We start from the raw sequence: 20,118 nt of genomic DNA, 5'->3' as shown, positions 1-20,118 counted from the left end.
CCGGCTCAGGGGCGGGTCGTCTGCAGCGAGGGGCGCTCGCCGGTACGGGCGTACCAGGCGGCGATGCGCGGGCAGTCGCTGCGCCAGGCGAAGGTGGGGATGCGGAAGTCCAGATAGCCCAGCAGGCAGGCCATGCCCAGGCAGGCCACGTCGAATTCGCCTTCCAGCTCGGTGATCGCCTCGCGCTCGAAGTAGTCCAGCGCCCGGGCGATCTTCTCCTGCTGGTTGTCCAGCCAGAGCTTCCATTGCATGCCCGGCGGGCGCATGAAGCTCTCGTAGCGGATCTGCACCGCGGCTTCCATCATGGCGTCGCACAGCGAAGCCAGGGTCAGGCGGCGCCAGCGCTCCGGACCCTGGCGCGGGATCAGCGGGGTGCGCTCGTGCAGGGTGTCCAGGTAGTCGAGGATGACGCGACTGTCGTGCAGGCAGGTGCCATCGGCCAGGCGCAGGGCAGGAATCTTGCCGGCCGGATTGGTATCGAGAACATCGCGATTGGGATTGAGCGGCGTCTGCTGGACGATTTCCACTTCCACCTGCTCGATCAGATCCGTCTCGTGGAGCATCACCACGACTTTGCGACCGAAGGGCGAGGCGGGAGTGTGGTACAGGATCATGGACATGGGCCGGGCTCTCCAGAATGCAGGACTGCATTCGCTTGTGGCGAATCCCTGCACTGTAAGCCCTAGGCCGGCCCGGATAAAAGATGGCCTTGGTCGTAGCCGGCCGGATCAGGCCAGGCCGGGCAGCTCGACGTACACCCCCAGCCCGCGTCCTTGCAGGCCTTCGCCCAGGTGCAGGCTGCCGCCATGGATTTCGACGATACGCTTGACGATGGGCAGGCCCAGGCCGCTACCGACGTTCTGGCCGGCACTCTCGCTGCGGTAGAAACGGGTAAAGATCACCGCCCGCTCTTCCGGACTGACCCCGGGGCCGCTGTCGCAGACATTGATGCGCACCCGGCCGGGCACGTCCTCGACGACCCGCACCAGTACCTGACCCCCGCTGGGGGTGTAGCGGATGGCGTTGCCCACCAGGTTGGTGAGCAGCACGCCCAGCCAGGTGGGAATGCCGGACAACTTGACCTCCTGATCCTCCAGCACCAGGTCGATGTTCTTCTCGATGGCCAGGGGCGCGAGTTCCGACAGGGTATCCGCCGCCAGCCGGCCGAGATGGACCGGGACGAACTGCTCCTGCAGCGCACCACTGTCCAGGCGGGCCAGGAGCAGGATCTGCTCCATCAGTTGGCTGATGCGTTCGGCGCTGCGGCGTACCTGCACCAGGCCGCGGGCGTGGGCCTGGGGATCGCTGGACCTCAGGGCGACCTGGGTGTGGGTCAGCAAGCTGGCGAGGGGCGTGCGGATCTCGTGGGCGGCGTCGCTGGTCAGGCGCCGCTCGGCTTCCAGGGCGCCGTCCAGGCGCTGCAGCAAGGCGTTGATCTCCTCGACCAGGACCGCGGCTTCCAGGGGAACCTGATTCAGCACCAGGGGCTCCAGGCGCTGGGCGGAGCGCTGCTTGATCTGCGCCGCCAGCTGACGCAGGGGTTCGAGACCCCGGGTGACGCCGAACCAGATGAGTGCGGCCAGCACTGGCAGGGCCAGCGCCAGGGGAAACAGCGAGCCGAGCAGCAGCAGGTTGGTGGCACCGCGGCGATCGGCCAGGTTCTCGTAGATCCAGATGCGTCCGTCGCCGCTGCTCAGGCGCAGCACGCGCCAGTGCTGCCCCTCGGCCAGCAGACTGCTGAAGCCGGGTGGCTGGTCGGCCAGGCCGGCGGGTGGCGCGGGGGTACCGAGGCGCTGGTCACCGGCCTGCAGCAGATAGCCAAGGGCGTTGCGGCGCTTGAACAGCGGCAGGTCGGCGATGGCCGTGCGGCTGCGTTCCAGGGCGCGCGCCGCGGGCGGCAGGCTGTGGTCGCCCCCCTCGCTGAGGGTGGCCAGGTGCAGGGCGGCCGAGCCGAAGTCGAGCATGTCTTCGTCCGCCAGGCGATTCACCTGGCGCAGCACCAACTGGTAGGTCACCAGGGCGGCGATCAGCCAGCAGGCGAATATTCCACACAGCAGCAGCGTCAGCAGACGCCGCCGCAGCGAGACGGCGGGGCCGTCGGTCATGGAGCCGGCCGCTCGGGCTGGTCGATGCCGTAACCGATGCCGCGCACGGTGCGGATCAGGCTGGTGCCGAGCTTGCGCCTGAGGTGATGGATATGGACCTCGATGGCATTGCTCTCGACGTCGCCGTCCCAGCCATAGAGTGCCTGTTCCAGGCGATTGCGCGAGAGCACCTTGCCCATGTTTTCCAGCAGCAGGCGCAGCAGGGCGTATTCGCGCGGTGCCAGTTCGACCGGCTGGCCGGCCAGGGTCACCCGGTGGGTGGCCGGATCGACCCGCAGGTCGTTGTGCTCCAGTTGCGGCAGCGCCCGACCGGCACTGCGCCGGGTAAGGGCGCGCACCCGGGCGAGCAGTTCGTCCAGATCGAAGGGCTTGGTCAGGTAGTCGTCGGCGCCGGTGTCCAGGCCGGTGACCCGGTCGGTGACCTTGTCGCGGGCGGTGAGGATCAGCACCGGGGTGGCGTCGCCGCGCTTGCGCAGGGCGGCCAGGACCTCGAGTCCCGAACGGCGGGGCAGGCCGATGTCGAGCACCACCAGATCGAAGGGATCGGTTTCCAGCGCAGCCTGGGCAGCCTGGCCGTCGGTCACCCAATCGACGGTATCGCCTTCCAGCGCCAGACCGGCGCGGATGCCGTCGCCCAGCAGCATGTCGTCTTCGGCCAGCAGTATTCTCATCGGATTTTCCCAGGCGGTTGAGCGGTTGTACCGCTCCGGGCCGGCCTCGGCAAGAGCGGTGACCACCTCCAGGATGGTCAGCCTCCAGCCTAGGCCAAGGCGCTTAAGGGCGGATTAACGACGCTCAGGGGCGCTGGGCGCTGACCCGCCAGAGGGTATTGCCGACGTCGTCGGCCACCAACAGGCCGCCACGACCATCGTTGACCACCCCGACCGGTCGCCCCTGGGCTTCCTCCTGGCCATTGAGGAAACCGGTCAGCAGGTCCCGCGGCGGGCCGCTGGGCTTGCCGTCCTGGAAGGGCACGAAGATGACCTTGTAGCCGCTCTTGGGATCGCGATTCCAGGAGCCGTGCTGACCAACGAACAGGCCATGGCGGAAAGCCGTCGGCAACTGGCTGTCAGCGCGGGCGAAGGCGAGGCCCAGGGAGGCTGTGTGGGTGCCCAGGGCATAGTCGGGGGTCAGCGCCTTGGCCACCAGATCCGGACGGGGCGGTTGCACCCGGCTGTCCACGGTCTTGCCCCAATAGCTGTAGGGCCAGCCATAGAAGCCGCCATCCTGGACCGAGGTGGCATAGTCCGGGACCAGGTCGCTGCCGATCTCGTCGCGCTCGTTGACCACCGTCCACAGCTTGCCGGTGGTGGGCTCCCAGTCCAGGCCATTGGGATTGCGCAGGCCGGTGGCGAACAGGCGCTTCTGGCCACTGGCGCGGTCCAGCTCCCAGATGGCGGCGCGGCCTTCCTCGATGTCCAGGCCGTTTTCGCCGACGTTGCTGTTGGAGCCCACGGTGAGATAGAGCTTCTTGCCGTCGCGGCTGGCGATGACGTTCTTGGTCCAGTGGTGATTGATGCCGGCCGGCAGGTCGGTGACCTTCACCGGCGGGCCTTCCAGGCGAGTCGCCCCGGGGCGGTAGATGAAGCGCACCAGGGCATCGGCGTTGGCGACATAGAAGTCCTCGCCCACCAGCGCCATGCCGAAGGGCGAATGCAGCTGCTCGGCGAAGACCAGGCGGGTCTCGGCGACGCCATCACCGTCGGCATCACGCAGCAGGGTGATGCGGTCGGCGCTGGGTACCCCGGCGCCGGCCTTCTTCATGAACAGGCCGGCGATCCAGTTCTTGATGCCGGGAAAATCATCGCGCCTGGGCGCATTGCTTTCCGCCACCAGCACATCCCCATTGGGTAGCACATAGAGCCAGCGCGGATGGTCCAGGCCGCGGGCGAAGGCCTGGACCTGGGTGCCGGGCGCGGCGGTGGGCTTGCCGCCCTCGGGCCAACCGATCGCCGGCGCCACGTTGATGGTCGGCAGCAGCGTCTTGTGGGGCTCTGGCAAGGTGGGTGACGGGCCATACCCGGCTTCGCGCTGCAGCCGCGCGGTCTCACCACAGCCAAGGAGGGTCACGGCGGCCAGGGTCATCACGGCCAGGGTACGCAGGGGAGGACGCGCGTTCAGGGGCATGGCAGGGCTCTCGCGAAGGGCTCGCAGGATAGAGCACGGCGTCCAGGGAACGTTCCGGGCCTGGTCCTGGAGGATCACCGACAGGCTCGTTCCGAGTGGTTTTGAAAATGACTCCTTTTGATCTGTCGGTCTTTTTACGTGCCACGGCTCCTCACCCGTCCTTTTATGGATACAGAAAGTCGTGTCGATTCAAGGCGTTAGCCTGACTGCGCTGGTGCGTATGGAAAAGTGGCGGCTATCTGACGCGAATTAAAGCGTAACTGGCTGTTTTTGCTGGAAAAAAATCTCTAAAGCTGGCGGCTGGGACGCCGATAGCTGCCCCAACAATGACGACGAAGTCGCACCCAGTGGCGCCGCAACAGGACGCGGCCGCCTGAGCTCGCCTACGTCAGAACCCGCTAGCTTGCGGGGGCGGGGAGTCTTTCTCTTTCACAGGTGCAGTCATGCAATCCCTTACCCGGCGCTTGCGCCAGTTTTCCCTGCGTCTGGCCGGTACCCTGGCCCTGAGCAGCGCCCTCTTCGGTTCGGCCCAGGCGGTCGAGCTGGTCGGTCTCAACTTCTCCGGTGCCGGCTTCGCCAGCCAGGTGCTGCCCGGTCTCAACAACCGCAACTACATCTTCCCCAGCGAACAGCACTTCAAGGACTGGAGCGCCAAGGGCATCAAGCTGGTGCGCTTTCCGATCATCTGGGAACGCATCCAGCCCAGGCTGAATGCCACGCTGGATCCGGACTATGGCGCCCTGGTCACCCAGACGCTCAACTATGCCCAGAAGTACGGCGTCAAGGTGATCCTCGATCTGCACAACTATGCGCGCTATCGCGGCGAGGTCATCGGCGCCGGCAAGGTCACCTACTTCAACTACTGGGACGTGACCTATCGCCTGGCTTTCCGCTTCGGCAAGCATCCGGCGCTCTACGGCTACGACATCATGAACGAGCCCCACGACGCCGTGGCCTTCTGGCCGACCGCCGCCCAGCACGGCATCAACGGCATCCGTACCGTGGACAGCGTCCATCCCATCATCGTCGAGGGCAACGGCTGGTCCAGCGCCGCCCGCTGGCCGCAGTGGAACGACCCCCTGCTGGCGCTCAAGGACCCGGCCAACAAGCTGATCTTTTCCGCCCACGTCTACTTCGACAATGACGGCGGCGGCCAGTACGCCAGCAAGGACATGAGCGGCTTCGACCCCATGGTCGGGGTGAATCGCGTCAAGCCCTTCGTCGACTGGCTGAAGAAGAACGGCAAGCAGGGCTACATCGGCGAATTCGGCGTACCGGACGACGATCCGCGCTGGCTGGTGGCCATGGACAACATGCTGGCCTATCTCAAGCAGCACTGCATTCCGGCCAGCTACTGGGCCGCCGGTCCCGGCTGGGGCAACTACAACCTGGCGGTGGAGCCCGTCAACGGCGTGGATCGCCCCCAGTGGGCGACGCTGAAGAAGTACGTCGACAACAGCAGCTGCGCGAGCATCGGCCCCAATTAAGCCCTGCCGGCGATGGCGGTCCCCGGGGTCGGCAGGCTACCCTTGCCTTTTAACCGTGCCAGCCCCGAGGACCTCTCATGAGCCAGATTCCCGCCGACCTGCGTTATGCCGCCAGCCACGAATGGGCGCGCCTGGAAGCCGATGGTAGCGTTACCGTCGGCATTTCCGATCATGCCCAGGAGGCCTTGGGCGATGTGGTGTTCATCGAACTGCCGGAAGTCGGCAAGACCCTCGCCGCCGGTGACCAGGCCGGGGTGGTGGAGTCGGTCAAGGCGGCCTCGGACATCTATGCCCCGGTGGGCGGCGAGGTGATCGCCGTCAACGAGGCGCTGGCCGACGCGCCCGAGCAGGTCAATGGCGAGCCCTATGGCGCCTGGTTCTTCAAGCTCAAGCCGCAGGATGCGGCCGAGCTGGACAGGCTGCTCGACGCCGACGGCTATCGCGCCGCCAGCGAAAGCTGAGGCACCGCTCGCCGTCCTGAGCCCGGATGAAAAAGAACCCCGCGCGGCATGACCGGCGGGGTTCTTTTTTTGCCTGGCCCCTTACTGGGTCAGGATACGCATGGCGAGGTCGCTGTCGCTGGCCTGGAGGCCCGGCTCGGCGGCGCGCATGTCGCGCAGCGCGGCTTCCAGGTAAGGGCCGCGGATCTGGCCGTTGCTGGCCAGGTAGGAGCTGGCGTCGTCCTGGGTGGCGGCGACGATCTTGTGGTCGTCACGGCTGGTGGTATAGAACGAGCCGGAGGTTGCCCCCAGGGTCGCGGCATGCCGCCAGAACCGCGCATCCGCATTGGCGGCGGTGGTCGCGGCCAGCAGCGGCAGGCCGATCAGGGAAACCAGAGCAAGCTTCTTCAGGCGCATGGATGAGATCTCCTTCTTGAGGTCTCCTATAGAGAGCTCGGACGTCCGCTGAGTTCCAGAGCTCCGCATCAGCCTAGCGCTGGATCATGCTGTGGATGCGTTCGGCCAGGGCGTCGATGTCGAACGGCTTGATCAGCATGTCCATGTTCTCGCCGAGGAATTCGCCGCGCACCTTGGCGTTCTTGGCATAGCCGGTGATGAACAGCACCTTGAGCTCGGGCCGCCGGCCACGGGCGATCTCGGCGAGCTGGCGACCGTTCATGCCGGGCAGGCCGACATCGCTGATGAGCAGGTCCAGGCGCTGATCGCTCTCGATGATCGGCAGGGCGCCGTCGGCATCGCTCGCCTCCAGGGCGGTGTAGCCCAGTTCGGCGAGCACCTCCAGCACGATCATGCGCACGGCGTATTCGTCTTCCACCACCAGCACGGTCTGGCCGGCCTCGGCACGGGGTGCGACCTTGAGCGTCGGCTGATCGGTGCTGACCGCCGCCATCTCGGGGTGGCGTGGCAGATAGAGACTGATGGTGGTGCCCTGGCCCTGCTCGGTGTCGATGCGCGCGGTGCCGCCGGACTGCTTGACGAAGCCGTAGATCATCGACAGGCCAAGCCCTGTGCCCTGGCCGGCCGGCTTGGTGGTGAAGAAGGGCTCGAAGGCCTTGGCCTTGACCTCCGGCGGCATGCCGGTGCCGGTGTCGGCCACGCTCAGGCGTACGTAGTCGCCGGGTGTCAGGGATTCGCGCGCGGCGGCCTCGGCGTCCAGGCTGAGGTTGGCGGTGGCGATGCACAGCTCGCCGCCGGCGGGCATGGCGTCGCGGCCGTTGATGACCAGGTTGAGCAGGGCGTTTTCCAGCTGGTGGGTATCGCTGTGGGCGAGCCAGGCGATCGGTGCGAGATCCAGGCGCAGGGCGACGTTTTCGCCCACGGTGCGTACCAGCAGGTCTTGCAGCGAGGCGACCAGCTGGTGCACGTCCACCGGCTGCGGATCCAGGGTCTGACGGCGGGCGAAGGCCAGCAGACGATGGGTGAGGGCGGCGGCGCGGTCGGCCGAATTGACCGCGGCGTTGATGTAGCGATCCAGGTCCTGGGTGCGGCCGTTGGCGATGCGCAGGCGGATCAGGTCGAGGGCGCCGACGATGCCGGTGAGCATGTTGTTGAAGTCGTGGGCGATGCCGCCGGTGAGCTGGCCGATGGCTTCCATCTTCTGCGACTGGCGCAGGGCTTCCTCGGTGCGCTCGCGCTCGTAGATCTCGGCGATCAGCCGCGCGTGGCTGCGTCCCAGCTCCTGGGTACGTTCGGCGATGCGCTGCTCCAGCTGGTCGGTGGTCTGCCGCGCTTCGGTGACGTCCACGCCACAGCCCACCAGGCCGTGGAATTCGCCGTCGAGCTCCAGTCGCGGGGTGCCCTCCAGGCGCAGCCAGCGCCATTCACCCTGGGCATTGCGCACCCGCACCTCGGCGCGCAGTGCGCTGTGGGTGGCGACGGCCTGCTTGAAGGCGCCCTCGAAGGCCGGGCATTCGCTGTCCGGGAGCAGGGCGCTCCAGCCCTGGTCGTGCAGATCGGCGTCGTGCAGATCGAATTCGCTGGCGAAGCGCTGGTTGACGAATTGCAGCTGGCCGTCGGCATCGCAGGCCCAGATCAGTACCGGGGCACTGTCGGCCATGAGGCGGAAGCGGCCCTCGCTCTCGCGCTGGGCGTCCTGGGAGCGCTGCCGGCAGATGGCCGACCAGAGCCGGTCGGTAACGTCGCGCAGGAATTGCACCTCACCTTCCGTCCACAGCCGGGCGCGCTGGTCGTGGGCGACGAACAGCGCGCGCAGGCGGCCATCCTCGTAGAGCGGGATATCGACCAGCGCCGCGATCTCCAGATCGAGCAGGCGCTGGGCATTAGCCTGGGCGCGCGGATCCTGGCTGACGTCGTCGATGACCAGGGGCGCTGCGCCGTCCTGGTTGCCCAGGCTGTCGGAGGCGAGCAGCGGATAGGCCAGGGCCTGGTCGAAGCTGCCGTTGGGCGTCCACATCTGCTGCGGGACGAAGGCGCCGCTGCTCTCGTCCAGACGGGCATAGCCGACCCGGCGCAGGCCCAGCCGCGTACCGACCAGTTCCAGGGCGGCGGCGACCCCGGCGCTTTCCGGATCGCCCTCGCGCAGGCGATCGCCCAGCTCGATCAGGGCATGCTGGCGGGCCTCCGCCTCGCGGCGCTCCTCGATCTGCCGGCGCAGCTGGCGATTGGTCTCGCTGATGCGATCGGCGTCGTGGCGTTCGCGGGTGATGTCGCGCGCGATACCCACCAGTCGGCGGCGCCCACCGGGCTCCAGGCGTTCACGCCCGCGGATGCTCAGCCATACAGGCTCGCCCTGGCGCGAACCGCGTACCCGAAAGGTCAGCCGCAGGTCATAGGCATTGCCACCGCCCTGGATGGCGGCCGTCACATAGGCGCGTACCCGGGGCGCATCGGCCGGATGCAGGGCGTGCAACAGGGCCGCGCCGCGCATCGTGCAACGGCGCTCGCCCGCTCCGACCAGATGGGCGAGGCGGGTATCCCAACTGATCAGGTCGCGGTCGATGTCATAGTCCCAGACACCGAGGTCGGCGACGTCCATGGCCAGGGCAATGCGCTGCTCGGCCAGGCGCAGGGCGTCGGCCGCGGCGGTGCGCTCGATGACGATGCGGATGCGCTCGGCCACCTCGCGCACCAGGGCCACGTCGCCGATGGTCCAGTGACGCGGCGTATCGGCATAGAGGAACAGCAGACCGACCAGCTGTTCCTCGGCAAGCAGGGGCACCACCAGGCCGGCGCGTACGCCATGGTCCACCAGTTGGGCGCGCATCTCGCCCAGGCGGCTGTCCTGGGCGCTGTCTTCCACGCTGACGATGATGCCGCGGCGCAATTCCTGCACCGCCGAGGTGTGCCAGTGACCGAGGCTGGGCAGGTTGAGACGATGGGTTCGCCCCTGTTCGAGCCAGTCGCTGTCGATGGTCAGGCTGCCGTCGCGACCGACCCGGGCATAGCCGATGCGCTGCACGGCCAGCAGATGGCCGAGGCTGTCGCCCAGCACCGAGGCGACTTCGCCGGTGTGGGTCACGCCATGCAGCAGGTCGCCCAGTTCGAGCAGGAAGCGCTGGCGATCGTGGCTACGGATACGTTCGCTGAGATCGACGAAGGTGCAGATGGCGCCCTGGACCTCGCCGTCGCGCCAGAGCGGCTGGGCACGCCATTCCACTGGCAGCAGACTGCCGTCCTCACGCAGCAGGGCGTCGGCGGACAGGTGCAGGGTGGCGCCGGCGCTGGCGGCGCGCTGCAGGGCTCGGGCGCCATCCTCGCTGCGGGCGGAGCTGAGGCGGGTGTCCAGGCGTTCGCCGAGGATGTCGCGCTCCTCGGGCAGGCCGAGCATCTGCCGGAAGGCGCGGTTGCAGAGGGTGGCGCGCCCCTCGCGATCCAGGGCGCAAAAGCCCTCGTGGGTCGATTCGAGGAGCAGATGGGCAAAGGCCTCGCTCTCCCGCAGCGCCGTTTCCGCCCGCTTGCGGCTGTCGATGTCCTGGGCCACGCCGACCCAGTGCTCGATCTCGCCGCTGGCGTTGGTGAATGGCATGGTGCGGGTTTCGAACCAGCGGTAGCGGCCCTCGGCATCGCGCAGCTGCAATTCGAGGCTGCCGGCAACTCTCTGCTCGCGCACCTCGCGCCAGCGCAGCAGCAGCTGCGGACGCTGCTGGGGATGGATGGCATCGGTCCAGAGATCGGGATCGGCGACCACGTTGGCCGGACTCAGGCCGCTGTATTCGTACCAGTAGCGATTGGCGTATTCGAAGCTGCCATCGGGCCGCGCGAACCAGATGATCTGCGGATTGACGTCCATCAGGGCGCGGTAGTGGGTTTCGTCGAGGGTGCTGTGCCGCGCCGGCGACGCCGTCTGCAGCCGGGCCTCGAACAGGCGCAGCACCTGGCGCGCCAGGCGTTCGAGGCCGGTCAGGCGCGCGGCGCTCAGTTCGCGCGGTTGCCAGTCGAGCACGCAGAGCGTGCCGAGAAAGACGCCTTCGGCCGTTCGCAGGGGAGCCCCGGCATAGAATCTCAGTCCGGCCGGATCCCTTACCAGGGGGTTGTCGGTGAAGCGCGGGTCCTGGCTCAGGTCTTCGATCTGCCGCGCTTCCCGGGCAGCGTGCAGGTACTGGCAGAAGGACAGGGCCAGGGGGATTTCCGCCACGCCCAGGCCGCGTTCGGCGATGAACAGCTGCTGCTCCTCGCCCAGCAAGTTGATCGCGACGATGGGGGTTTCGCAGAGGGTGGCGGCCAATTCCACCAGATCGTCGAGCGCCGGCTCCGGCTGGCCGTCGAGCAGGCCATAAGCCGCCAGGACCTCCTGGCGACGGCGTCGCTGCTCGGCGTCCTCGGCACCCACGGCAGGGTTCACGACGGTTGTCTGCACGGCTGGCTATCCTTGTTCCGCTCGCGGGCTGCTAGGGCCTTAACGTTCGCTCTGGGGCGTGACGCGCAGGACTTCTTCCACGGTGGTGAAGCCGGCGGCGATCTTTTGCGCGCCGGACAGTCGCAGGCTGCGCATGCCTTCCTTGAACGCCTGTCGCCGCAGCGCGGTGATGTCGGTATCCGCCGTCACCAGTTCGCGCAGACTATCGGAGAGGGTGAGGATTTCGTATACCCCGGCACGACCGCGATAGCCGGTGTCGCGACACTCCGGACAACCCACCGGCTGCATGGCGCCAGTGGGCAGCGGCGCGTTCCAGGGCTTGGTCAGTTCCTGCCAGGTGGCCGGGTCCAGCTCGGTGGGCGTCTTGCAGGCCGGGCAGAGGGTGCGCACCAGGCGCTGGGCCATGACGCCCAGCACCGTGGCGCGGATCAGGTAGTAGGGCACGCCCAATTCGATCAGCCGGCTCACCGAGCTGGGGGCGTCGTTGGTGTGCAGGGTGGAAAGCACCAAGTGCCCGGTCAGCGCCGCCTGGATGGCCATCTCGGCGGTTTCCAGGTCGCGGATCTCGCCGATCATGATGATGTCCGGGTCCTGCCGCATCAGCGCCCTGACGCCACTGGCGAAGGTCACCTCGATGTTGTGCTGCACCTGCATCTGGTTGAAGGCGTCTTCCACCATCTCGATGGGGTCTTCAATGGTGCAGACGTTCACCTCGGGCGTGGCCAGCTGCTTGAGGGTGGTGTACAGCGTGGTGGTCTTGCCCGAACCGGTGGGGCCGGTGACCAAGATGATGCCGTTGGGCTGCCCGGTCATGCCGGCCCAGCGGCGCAAGTCGTCGGCGGAGAAGCCGAGCTGGTCGAAGCTCTTGAGCAGCACGTCCGGGTCGAAGATCCGCATCACCAGCTTTTCGCCGAAGGCGGTGGGCATGGTCGACAGGCGCAGTTCGACCTCCTTCTCGCCGGCCATGCGCGTCTTGATCCGGCCGTCCTGGGGCTTGCGCTTCTCGGCGACGTTCATGCGGCCGAGGTTCTTGATCCGGCTGACCACCGCCAGGGTGACCTGGGCGGGGAACTGGTAGACGGTGTGCAGCACCCCGTCGATGCGAAAGCGCACCGCACCCTGTTCGCGGCGCGGCTCGACGTGGATATCACTGGCGCGCTGCTGGAAGGCGTACTGGAACAGCCAGTCGACGATGTTGACGATGTGGGCATCGTTGGCATCCGGCTCGCCATCGGCGGCGCCGAGATTGACCAGTTGCTCGAAGTTGCCGACGCCGCTGGTCTTCTGCTCCACCGCCGAGGCGCCGGTGACCGAGCGGGCCAGGCGAAAGAATTCCTGGGTATAGCGGGTGATGTCGGCGGGGCTGGCCACCACGCGCTTGATCGGCCGCTGCAGCACATGGGTGAGGTTGCTTTCCCAGCTGTGCACGAAGGGCTGGGCGCTGGCCACCGTCACCTCGTCCGGACTCACCGCCACGGCGAGGATCTTGTTGCGCTGGGCGAAGGCGTAGGACATCAGCGGGGTGACCGAGGCCACGTCCACCTTGAGCGGATCGATGCGATAGAAGGGCTGGCCCGAATACTCGGCGAGCCAGCGGGTGAGGCTGTCCAGATCCAGCTTGCGCCCTGGGCGACTAAGGTCGTCCACGCTCTGCGCCGCGAGGAATTCCAGCGGATGCTGCTGCGGATTGGCCGAGCCACGGCGCAAGAGCAGGCACTGCTCGGCGGTCTGCTGATCGATCCGCTGCTGGCTGACCAGCTCGCGCAGGATGTCGCCCAGGTCGAGCCAACGATCAGCGGAAGGGGAAGCTATGGCGGACATCTGGACTCCTTGGAAAGGTGGTCGCACCGGGGTGACACCCGGCGCCTGACCGGGGACGACCCGCCTGCCGTACCCGCCAGGTTGGTCGCCTCCTCCAGCATAGCGATTTTGTATTAAGGAATCGCTCGCGGCCTTGTGCCATCAGGATGGACGGCCGGATGCACCAGGCGTTCCCGCCGTCCGGCGGCTCAGGCCAGGGCTTTCCAGGGCGCCAGGCCATAGACCAGGCGCGCCTGTTCGGCGACGCCGGCGAGGTCGCCATGGGCGCTCAGCGGCGCCAGCTTGCCCAGCTCGCCATACAGCCGATCGGCTTCGGGCAGGTCCAGGGCGCCACGCGCCAGGTGCAGCCAGACCTGCATCCGCTCCAGCCGCGGCAGCTGCTGCTGGATTAGCTCGGGCTCGGTGATGGCGCGCAGCAGCGGCAACTCGGCCGCTTCCTGGGCCAGGAAGCGCGGCAACCATTGGCCGAGGGGCGTCACGCCCTGGCGTTCGCCACGGCCGGTACGGCCCTGGATCCAGGCGCGCTGATGCAGCCAGCGCGCGGCGCGCAGGGAGAACAGGCCCCAGCGCGGCTGTTCCAGCTCGGCGGCGAAGCGCTGCGGTGCCTGGCGGCGGGCCTCCTCGTCGTCCTGGCCGATGGCGGCCAGCGGTCGCCAGTCGGCGAGCAACTCGTCGAGGGCCTGGCGCAGGTCGCGGCTGGTGGCCCGCGGGGCGGCCTGGCCGAGACTGCCGAGTAGGGCGCGCAGGTCGATCAGCTGGTGCACCCAGTCCACCAGCAGGCGCCAGTGGCCGTTCCAGCGATACTGCTCGGCCAGGCGCTGGCTGCCGGCCAGCAGGTGCCAGCCGAGGCGGGCGACGGCCTCGTCCAGCGGCGTCTCGGCGTCCAGTTCCGGCGCGGACAGATAGAGGGTGTAGCTCGATGCATCGTGCAGCCGATAGCCGCGCTCGGCCTTGCTGATGTCGCAGGGCATCAGCGGGAATTCGGCGGCCAGTTGCTCGGCCAGTTCCAGCAGCGCGGCCGGTTCACCCTGACGCAATTCCAGCTCGACCTCGGCGATGGCCTCGCGCTGGTCACCGGCACGCACCTCGCCCTGGTCGAGGGCGACCTCGATGATGGTCCGCGCCTTGCCCCGGCCCCAGGCGATCTCCGCGGCGTCGCGGACGAAGTCGGTGTCGAACACCGGCTGCAGGCGGCGCAGGTCCAGGTCGGCCAGCTCCGCCGGCCAGCAGCTGTCGTCGAACAGCGCGGTGTCCAGGGTGGCATCGGCCAGCGGCCACTCCCATTCATTGCGCTCGGACAGCCCAGCCAGGCTCTGGCCACGACTCTTGAGTGTCTGGATGAAGCGCTCGCCATCACGCCGCACGCGCAGGGCGACCTTGGCATGGGCCAGGTCGCGGGTGTCGGTGTCGTAATAGCAGTTGGAGAGTTCGTGGCGCTGCCAGCCCTCCTTGCAACGCTTCTTCAACAACGGATGAGCGCGCAGGGCGTCGAGGGTGGCCGCACTGGCGCGCAGCTTGATTTCGGTTTCTTTGGCCATTGGAGGATCCTGGCGCCGGAAGAGAACGGTCCGGCTCCGTGCCGAGCGCGTCATGACAACGGACGGCGAGAACGTGGCCGCTAGTTTAGCCGGTCCGCGTCGCCAAGGCCCATGAAGGTTTCATCGCGCGGCGGATGGCGCCATGATGGAGGCGTGACCAGGAGGCCCCGCATGACCCTGCCCGCGCTGAAAGCAATGTTCTCCACCCTCATCGCCGAAAGCTCGGTGAGCTGCACCCAGCCGGCGCTGGACCAGTCCAATGCCGGCGTCATCGCCCGCCTGAGCGACTGGTTCGGCGCCCTGGGCTTCGCCTGCGAGACCCAGGAGGTGACCCCGGGCAAGTTCAACCTGATCGCCACCTTGGGCAGCGGGCCGGGCGGCCTGGTGCTGGCCGGCCATACCGATACCGTGCCCTACGACGCCGCGCTCTGGCAGGCCGACCCCCTGCGTCTGCGTGAAGCCGACGATCGCTGGTACGGCCTGGGCAGCTGCGACATGAAGGGCTTCTTCGCGCTGATCCTCGAGGCGGTGCGCGAGCTGGATCCGCGCCAGTTGCGCCAGCCGCTGATCGTGCTCGCCACCTGCGACGAGGAATCCTCCATGGACGGCGCCCGGGTGCTGGCCGAGGCCGGCCGCCCCCTGGGCCGCGCCGCGGTGATCGGCGAGCCGACCGGACTGCGGCCGATCCGCTTGCACAAGGGCATCCTCATGGAGCGCATCGACATCCTCGGCCAGAGCGGCCACTCCTCCGATCCGAGTCTAGGCCACAGCGCCCTGGACGCCATGCAGGCGGTAATGGGCGAGCTGCTCGATCTGCGCGCTCAGTGGCAGCGCGAATACCGCAATCCGCTGTTCCTGGTGCCGCAGCCGACCCTCAACCTGGGCTGCATCCATGGCGGCGACAACCCCAACCGTATCTGCGGCCAGTGCGCCCTGGAATTCGACCTGCGCCCGTTGCCGGGCATGCAGCCCGAAGCCTTGCGCCAGGCCATCCGCGGGCGGCTGCTGCCGGTCGCCGAGCGCTTCGGGGTGCGGATCGACTACCAGCCGCTGTTTCCCGCCGTGCCGCCCTTCGAGCAACCGGCCGAGGCCGAGCTGGTGCGCCTGGCCGAACGCCTGACCGGTCACCAAGCCGAGGCCGTGGCCTTCGCTACCGAGGCACCCTATCTGCAGGCGATCACCCAGGAGGTGCTGGTACTCGGCCCCGGCGACATCAGTTGCGCACACCAGCCCGAGGAGCACCTGGCGCTGGCGCGGATCGCGCCTACCGTCACGCTGCTGCAGCAACTGATCGGCCACTACTGCCGGGGCGAGGCCGCGGCTGTCCGATGAACAGACCCATGCGCCCGGCGTGACTTTTTGTAAACTTCAGGCGGTCTACTGACGCTGCCTGCCCATCCGCTCCCTGTCGAGGAACCTCCGTGCTGCGACGACGCTGAACGCCCTGCCTGCCCTCGTTCACCCTCCCGCCTATCCACCAAGGGTCTTCGTCTCGATGCACGATTACGTCAACTGGCTCCGCCACGCCTCGCCCTATATCAACGCCCACCGTGACGCCACCTTCGTCGTCATGCTGCCCGGTGACGGCGTCGCCCATCCCAACTTCGGCAACATCGTCCACGACCTGGTGCTGCTGCACAGCCTGGGTGTGCGCCTGGTGCTGGTGCACGGTTCGCGCCCGCAGATCGAATCGCGCCTGGCCGCCCGTGGCATCGAACCGCGCTTCTACAACGACCTGCGCATCACCGACGGCCCGACCCTGGAAGCGGTGATCGACGCCGTCGGCAGCCTGCGCAGCGCCATCGAGGCGCGGCTGTCCATGGACATGGCCGCCTCGCCCATGCAGGGCTCGCGCCTGCGGGTCGCCAGCGGCAACCTGGTCACCGCGCGCCCGGTCGGGGTGCAGGACGGCGTCGACTTCCACCACACCGGCGAAGTCCGTCGCATCGACCGCCGCGGCATCGGTCGCCTGCTCGACGAGCGCACCATCGTGCTGCTTTCGCCCCTGGGCTATTCCCCCACCGGCGAGACCTTCAACCTGGCCTGCGAAGACGTCGCCATGCGCGCCGCCATCGACCTGGGCGCCGACAAGCTGGTGCTCTACGGTGCCGAACCGGGCCTGCTGGACGAACACGGCGCCCTGATCCGCGAAATCGGCCCGCAGCAGATCCCCACCCATCTGGCACGCCTGGGCAGCTCCTACCAGGCCGAGTTGCTCGACGCCGCCGCCCAGGCCACCCGTGGTGGTGTGCGGCGCTGCCATATCGTCGGTTACGCCGAAGACGGCGCCCTGCTCACCGAGCTCTTCACCCGCGCCGGCAGCGGCACCCTGGTGGCCCAGGAACCCTTCGAGACCCTGCGCGAGGCGACCATCGCCGACGTCGGTGGCCTGATGGAGCTGATCCGCCCGCTGGAAGAACAGGGCATCCTGGTGCGGCGTTCCCGAGAGGTGCTGGAGCGCGAGATCGAGCAATTCAGCATCGTCGAACGCGAAGGCCTGATCATCGCCTGCGCGGCGCTCTATCCCATCGCCGACTCGGCGGCGGGCGAGCTGGCCTGCCTGGCGGTCAATCCCGACTACCGCCACGGCGGCCGCGGCGACGCCCTGCTGGCGCGCATCGAGCAACGCGCCCGCGAGCGTGGCCTCGGCACCCTGTTCGTGCTCACCACCAAGACCGCCCACTGGTTCCGCGAACGCGGCTTCGAGCCCAGCGGCGTGGAGCGCCTGCCGGCAGCACGGGCGTCGCTGTACAACTTCCAGCGCAATTCGAAGATTTTCGAGAAGGGGTTGTAAGGGCGCGCTCGTAGGTTGGGCTGAGACGGCTGCATCGTCGAAGCCCATACCGCCAAGCCCCACCGTCATCGCGGCCATGGGCCGCTCCTAAAGATTCAAGGCACGCCTGTAGGAGCGGCCCATGGCCGCGATAGCGCCAGTCCCAACGGAAACCGCTGCAAGGCGGAGCTGGCACTTCCTGCATCGATGCTGGAAGTGCCCTCATCAACCATCGCTTCGCCCGCTGGCGCCTAGGTTCGTAGCGTGGAAAACCGTGCAGCGTTTTCCACCAATGGGCACCTTTGCTCTCAGTGGACAAGGCTGCGCCGTTGTCCACGCTACGGGCTACGGGCTACGGGCTACGGGCTGTTCAGGGCTCTTCAACCAGAACTGCCAGGCTGGCGAATCGCCCCGCTCAGGAGGGCGAGCGCCAGTGTCGTGGAGTGGGTCGAGCCGCATGGATGCGGCGAGAGGTCTAACGGGCCATGGACGGCCCGTGTAGGCCGACCCCGGACGGCGCTGGCGTGAGCACAACGTAGCGCAGCGGAGTAACAGCCGCAGGCTGGCCCGAAGGGCGAGCAACGCGAGTCACCTGGAGCGTAGCGTAGGGCCGGATGGTCGGAGCAAGCGTCTTTGCTTACTTTTGTCCGGGACGCGTAGTCCAGGGCGCGTAGCCGTGACTGAAAAAAGTGAGTCGCCTGGGTGGGCGAAACAAGAAACACCAGCAAGGATCAATGAACAGCTAGGGCACCAACAAGCTCTTTGGCACCATAACGTTGGGCTTCGACGATGGAGCCGTCTCAACCCAACCTACCTGCCTACACCCCAATCGTCGCCAGAATGCTCGCCTGATAGGCCGCCACGAAGGTGTCGAAATCCCCCTGGGGCGCCGCCTCGATCTCCGCCTGCTCCTCCAGCGACTGGCGCGCCATCTGTGCATAGCCCTCGCGCTCGCCATCGTTCAGCGGGTGGCTGGCGAAATAGGCCGCATGGGCCTCGCTCTGGCGCAGGCCGAATTCGGCGAAGCTCTCGCCGCGTTCGCGCAGCTCCTGCAGCACCCGCGCCGAAGGCGTGAGACGGACGTCGGCGACCTTCTGCCGTTGCACCGCCACCGCCCGGCGATGGGCGTCGCCGCCCAGGCTGGCGTCCAGGGTCTCGGCGCAGCGCTCGATCTGGTCGAGCATCTCCGCCGCCCAGTCGATCATGGTCACCGAGGCGCCATGGCGCTGCAGACGCAGACCGGGCTTGCGGCCTTCACGCACCACGCTGGCGAAGTTGTCGGTGCATTCGCTGCACTCGCCGTTGAGCGGCGGGCTGCCTTCCAGGGCGCAATAGAGCAGGAAGGCGTCGAGGAACAGCGCGGCGGTGGTATCGATGCCTAGCGGCAGGAAGGGATCGATGTCCAGGCAGCGCACCTCGATGTACTGCACACCACGCGCCATCAACGCCTGCACCGGGCGTTCGCCGCTGCGGGTGACGCGCTTCGGGCGGATGGTGGCGTAGTACTCGTTCTCGATCTGCAGGATGTTGGTGTTGAGCTGCACCCATTCGCCGTCCTGATGCGTACCGATCTCCGCATAGGGCGGGTAGGGCGTGCCCACCGCGCGTCTCAGGCTCTCGGTGTAGGTGGTCAGGTCGTTGTAGTCCGGCGTCAGGCTGGCCTGGGCGTTGCTCTGGTAGCCCAGGTCGCTCATGCGCAGGCTGGTGGCATGGGGCAGGTACAGGGTCCGCTCGTCGAGGGTCTGCAGCAGATGTGGCCGGCCACGCAGGAAGCCCGCGTCCAACGCCGGCGAGGCACCGAACAGGTACATCAGCAGCCAGCTGTAGCGACGGAAGTTGCGGATCAGGGCGATGTAGCGGGCCGACTGGTAGTCGCGGGCATCGCGGGCGTCACCCTCCTGCTGGCGCAGGAGTTCCCAGGCCGCTTCCGGCAGCGAGAAGTTGTAGTGGATGCCGGCGATGCACTGCATGGTACGGCTGTAGCGCAGGGCCAGGCCGCGGCGATAGACGTGCTTGAGCCGGCCGATGTTGGAGCTGCCATAGTCGGCGATGGGGATCTCGTCCTCGGCCGGCAGCGCGCAGGGCATGGAACCGCTCCAGAGGCGCTCGCCATCGAGTTCGGCGACCGCGGCGCGGTGCACCCGGTCCAGGGCGTCCAGCACCTCGGGCGTGCGGGTGCCGGTGGGGGTGATGAATTCCAGCAGCGCCTCGGAATAGTCCGTGGTGATCTGTGGGTGGGTCAGGGCCGAGCCCAGCGCCTGGGGATGGGGACGCCGGGACAGGTCGCCACGGGCGTCCACCCGCAGGGTCTCGCGCTCGATGCCGTGCAGGCACTCGGTCAGGAGGGAGGGATCAGCGCCGAGCAGGGCCAGGCGGCGGGACAGGATATCGCTCAAGTTGACTTCCTTTGGCGGTACTCGCCCCGGGCAGGGTAGAAGAAACCGACTGAAATGGGGGTTGCCGGCCAGGGCCGACGCGGGGGCAGCAGTCACTGCTGCGGTCCGGGTTCAAGCCTCAGACCGCAACCCGCTCAGTTGTCTCCCAGCGTAGCTCAGGCGGCGGCAAAGGGCGATATGCGCCGCTTCGCTACCGCCCGATCCGGCCGGTCACAGGCAGGCGAAGGTCGCCTGGGCCAGCGCGATCAATTTATCGCCCTGATGCACCTGGGCTTCCAGCACATGGGTCTTGCGGCCCGGGTGGATCACCCGGGCGCGGCAGACCAGCTCGCCTTCGCTCACGCCACGCACGTAGTTGACCTTGCACTCCAGGGTCACGCTGCCGGCCTGGCCGTCGAACAGGCTGTGGCTGGCCTGGCCCAGGGCGGTGTCGATCAGCGAGAAGATGGCACCGCCGTGCAGCTTGCCGTGCAGGTTGATGAGCCTGTCCTGCACGCTCATGCGCACCTCGGACTCGCCACCCTCGGCCTTGTGGATGGTCATGCCCAGCAGGGTGCTGAAGGCGCTGTCCTTGCCTGCGAGAGATCCGCTCAT

At 67.8% G+C, this 20,118-nt stretch carries 14 protein-coding genes; 4 read left to right on the top strand and 10 right to left on the bottom strand.

Translation table 11 applies throughout. The annotated features are described in order from the left end of the window. Positions 1-5 precede the first annotated feature (5 nt). From PVZ77_RS12420 to PVZ77_RS12405, 4 genes are all read right to left on the bottom strand, one after another. On the bottom strand, positions 6-620 hold the full coding sequence (locus PVZ77_RS12420) for a glutathione S-transferase family protein (RefSeq protein ID WP_273806801.1): 615 nt from the start codon (positions 618-620) through the stop codon (positions 6-8). 108 nt (positions 621-728) lie between these two features. After that, complete coding sequence (locus tag PVZ77_RS12415; RefSeq protein WP_273806800.1) at positions 729-2,105, bottom strand: sensor histidine kinase; 1,377 nt, start codon at positions 2,103-2,105, stop codon at positions 729-731. Beyond that, positions 2,102-2,776: a response regulator gene (locus PVZ77_RS12410; RefSeq protein WP_133860536.1), complete on the bottom strand. Its 675-nt coding sequence runs from the start codon at positions 2,774-2,776 to the stop codon at positions 2,102-2,104. Before PVZ77_RS12410 ends, PVZ77_RS12415 begins: the two co-directional genes overlap by 4 nt. Before the next feature lie 124 nt (positions 2,777-2,900). Next, positions 2,901-4,190, bottom strand: coding sequence for a PQQ-dependent sugar dehydrogenase (locus PVZ77_RS12405; RefSeq protein WP_273806951.1), 1,290 nt, complete (start codon positions 4,188-4,190; stop codon positions 2,901-2,903). A 485-nt stretch (positions 4,191-4,675) separates the two neighbouring features. Between PVZ77_RS12405 and PVZ77_RS12400 the strand changes: the two genes are divergently transcribed. After that, positions 4,676-5,719 carry a glycoside hydrolase family 5 protein gene (locus tag PVZ77_RS12400; RefSeq protein WP_273806799.1) on the top strand — a complete coding sequence of 348 codons (1,044 nt, stop codon included), beginning with the start codon at positions 4,676-4,678 and terminating at the stop codon, positions 5,717-5,719. Between the two features lie 77 nt (positions 5,720-5,796). Continuing rightward, positions 5,797-6,180, top strand: a complete 384-nt coding sequence (gene gcvH, locus PVZ77_RS12395) for a glycine cleavage system protein GcvH (RefSeq protein ID WP_158895189.1) — start codon at positions 5,797-5,799, stop codon at positions 6,178-6,180. 81 nt (positions 6,181-6,261) lie between these two features. Here the strand turns inward: gcvH and PVZ77_RS12390 are convergent, their stop codons facing one another. The 4 genes from PVZ77_RS12390 to PVZ77_RS12375 all read right to left on the bottom strand — a co-directional run bounded on the left by PVZ77_RS12390 (position 6,262) and on the right by PVZ77_RS12375 (position 14,355). Next, positions 6,262-6,576 carry a DUF2388 domain-containing protein gene (locus PVZ77_RS12390; RefSeq protein WP_183631615.1) on the bottom strand — a complete coding sequence of 105 codons (315 nt, stop codon included), beginning with the start codon at positions 6,574-6,576 and terminating at the stop codon, positions 6,262-6,264. 73 nt (positions 6,577-6,649) lie between these two features. Further along, positions 6,650-10,996 (bottom strand): PAS domain S-box protein, encoded by a 4,347-nt coding sequence (locus PVZ77_RS12385; RefSeq protein ID WP_273806798.1) that lies wholly within the window; start codon positions 10,994-10,996, stop codon positions 6,650-6,652. A gap of 39 nt (positions 10,997-11,035) precedes the next feature. Continuing rightward, positions 11,036-12,817, bottom strand: coding sequence for a GspE/PulE family protein (locus PVZ77_RS12380; RefSeq protein ID WP_158895185.1), 1,782 nt, complete (start codon positions 12,815-12,817; stop codon positions 11,036-11,038). 188 nt (positions 12,818-13,005) lie between these two features. Beyond that, the gene (locus PVZ77_RS12375; protein WP_273806797.1) at positions 13,006-14,355 is read right to left on the bottom strand and encodes a CYTH domain-containing protein; all 1,350 of its coding nucleotides are present in this window, start codon (positions 14,353-14,355) and stop codon (positions 13,006-13,008) included. 171 nt (positions 14,356-14,526) lie between these two features. Here PVZ77_RS12375 and argE point away from each other — a divergent pair, with 171 nt between their 5' ends. Then, positions 14,527-15,687 carry an acetylornithine deacetylase gene (gene argE / locus PVZ77_RS12370; RefSeq protein ID WP_273806796.1) on the top strand — a complete coding sequence of 387 codons (1,161 nt, stop codon included), beginning with the start codon at positions 14,527-14,529 and terminating at the stop codon, positions 15,685-15,687. A gap of 163 nt (positions 15,688-15,850) precedes the next feature. Beyond that, positions 15,851-17,149 carry an amino-acid N-acetyltransferase gene (argA, locus tag PVZ77_RS12365; protein ID WP_133860543.1) on the top strand — a complete coding sequence of 433 codons (1,299 nt, stop codon included), beginning with the start codon at positions 15,851-15,853 and terminating at the stop codon, positions 17,147-17,149. 797 nt (positions 17,150-17,946) lie between these two features. On the opposite strand, the gene gshA is transcribed toward argA, so the two are convergent. Next, entirely contained in the window at positions 17,947-19,524 is a 1,578-nt protein-coding gene (gshA, locus tag PVZ77_RS12360) for a glutamate--cysteine ligase (RefSeq protein ID WP_273806795.1), read from the bottom strand. 210 nt (positions 19,525-19,734) lie between these two features. Continuing rightward, positions 19,735-20,118, bottom strand: a complete 384-nt coding sequence (locus PVZ77_RS12355) for a PaaI family thioesterase (protein WP_273806794.1) — start codon at positions 20,116-20,118, stop codon at positions 19,735-19,737.

Origin of the sequence: Pseudomonas sp. SHLD1 (assembly GCF_028640935.1) — a bacterium.
GTDB lineage: Bacteria > Pseudomonadota > Gammaproteobacteria > Pseudomonadales > Pseudomonadaceae > Chryseomonas > Chryseomonas aestiva.
The sequence above is the reverse complement of the archived record's forward strand: the minus strand, read 5'-3'. Positions and strand labels throughout refer to the sequence as shown.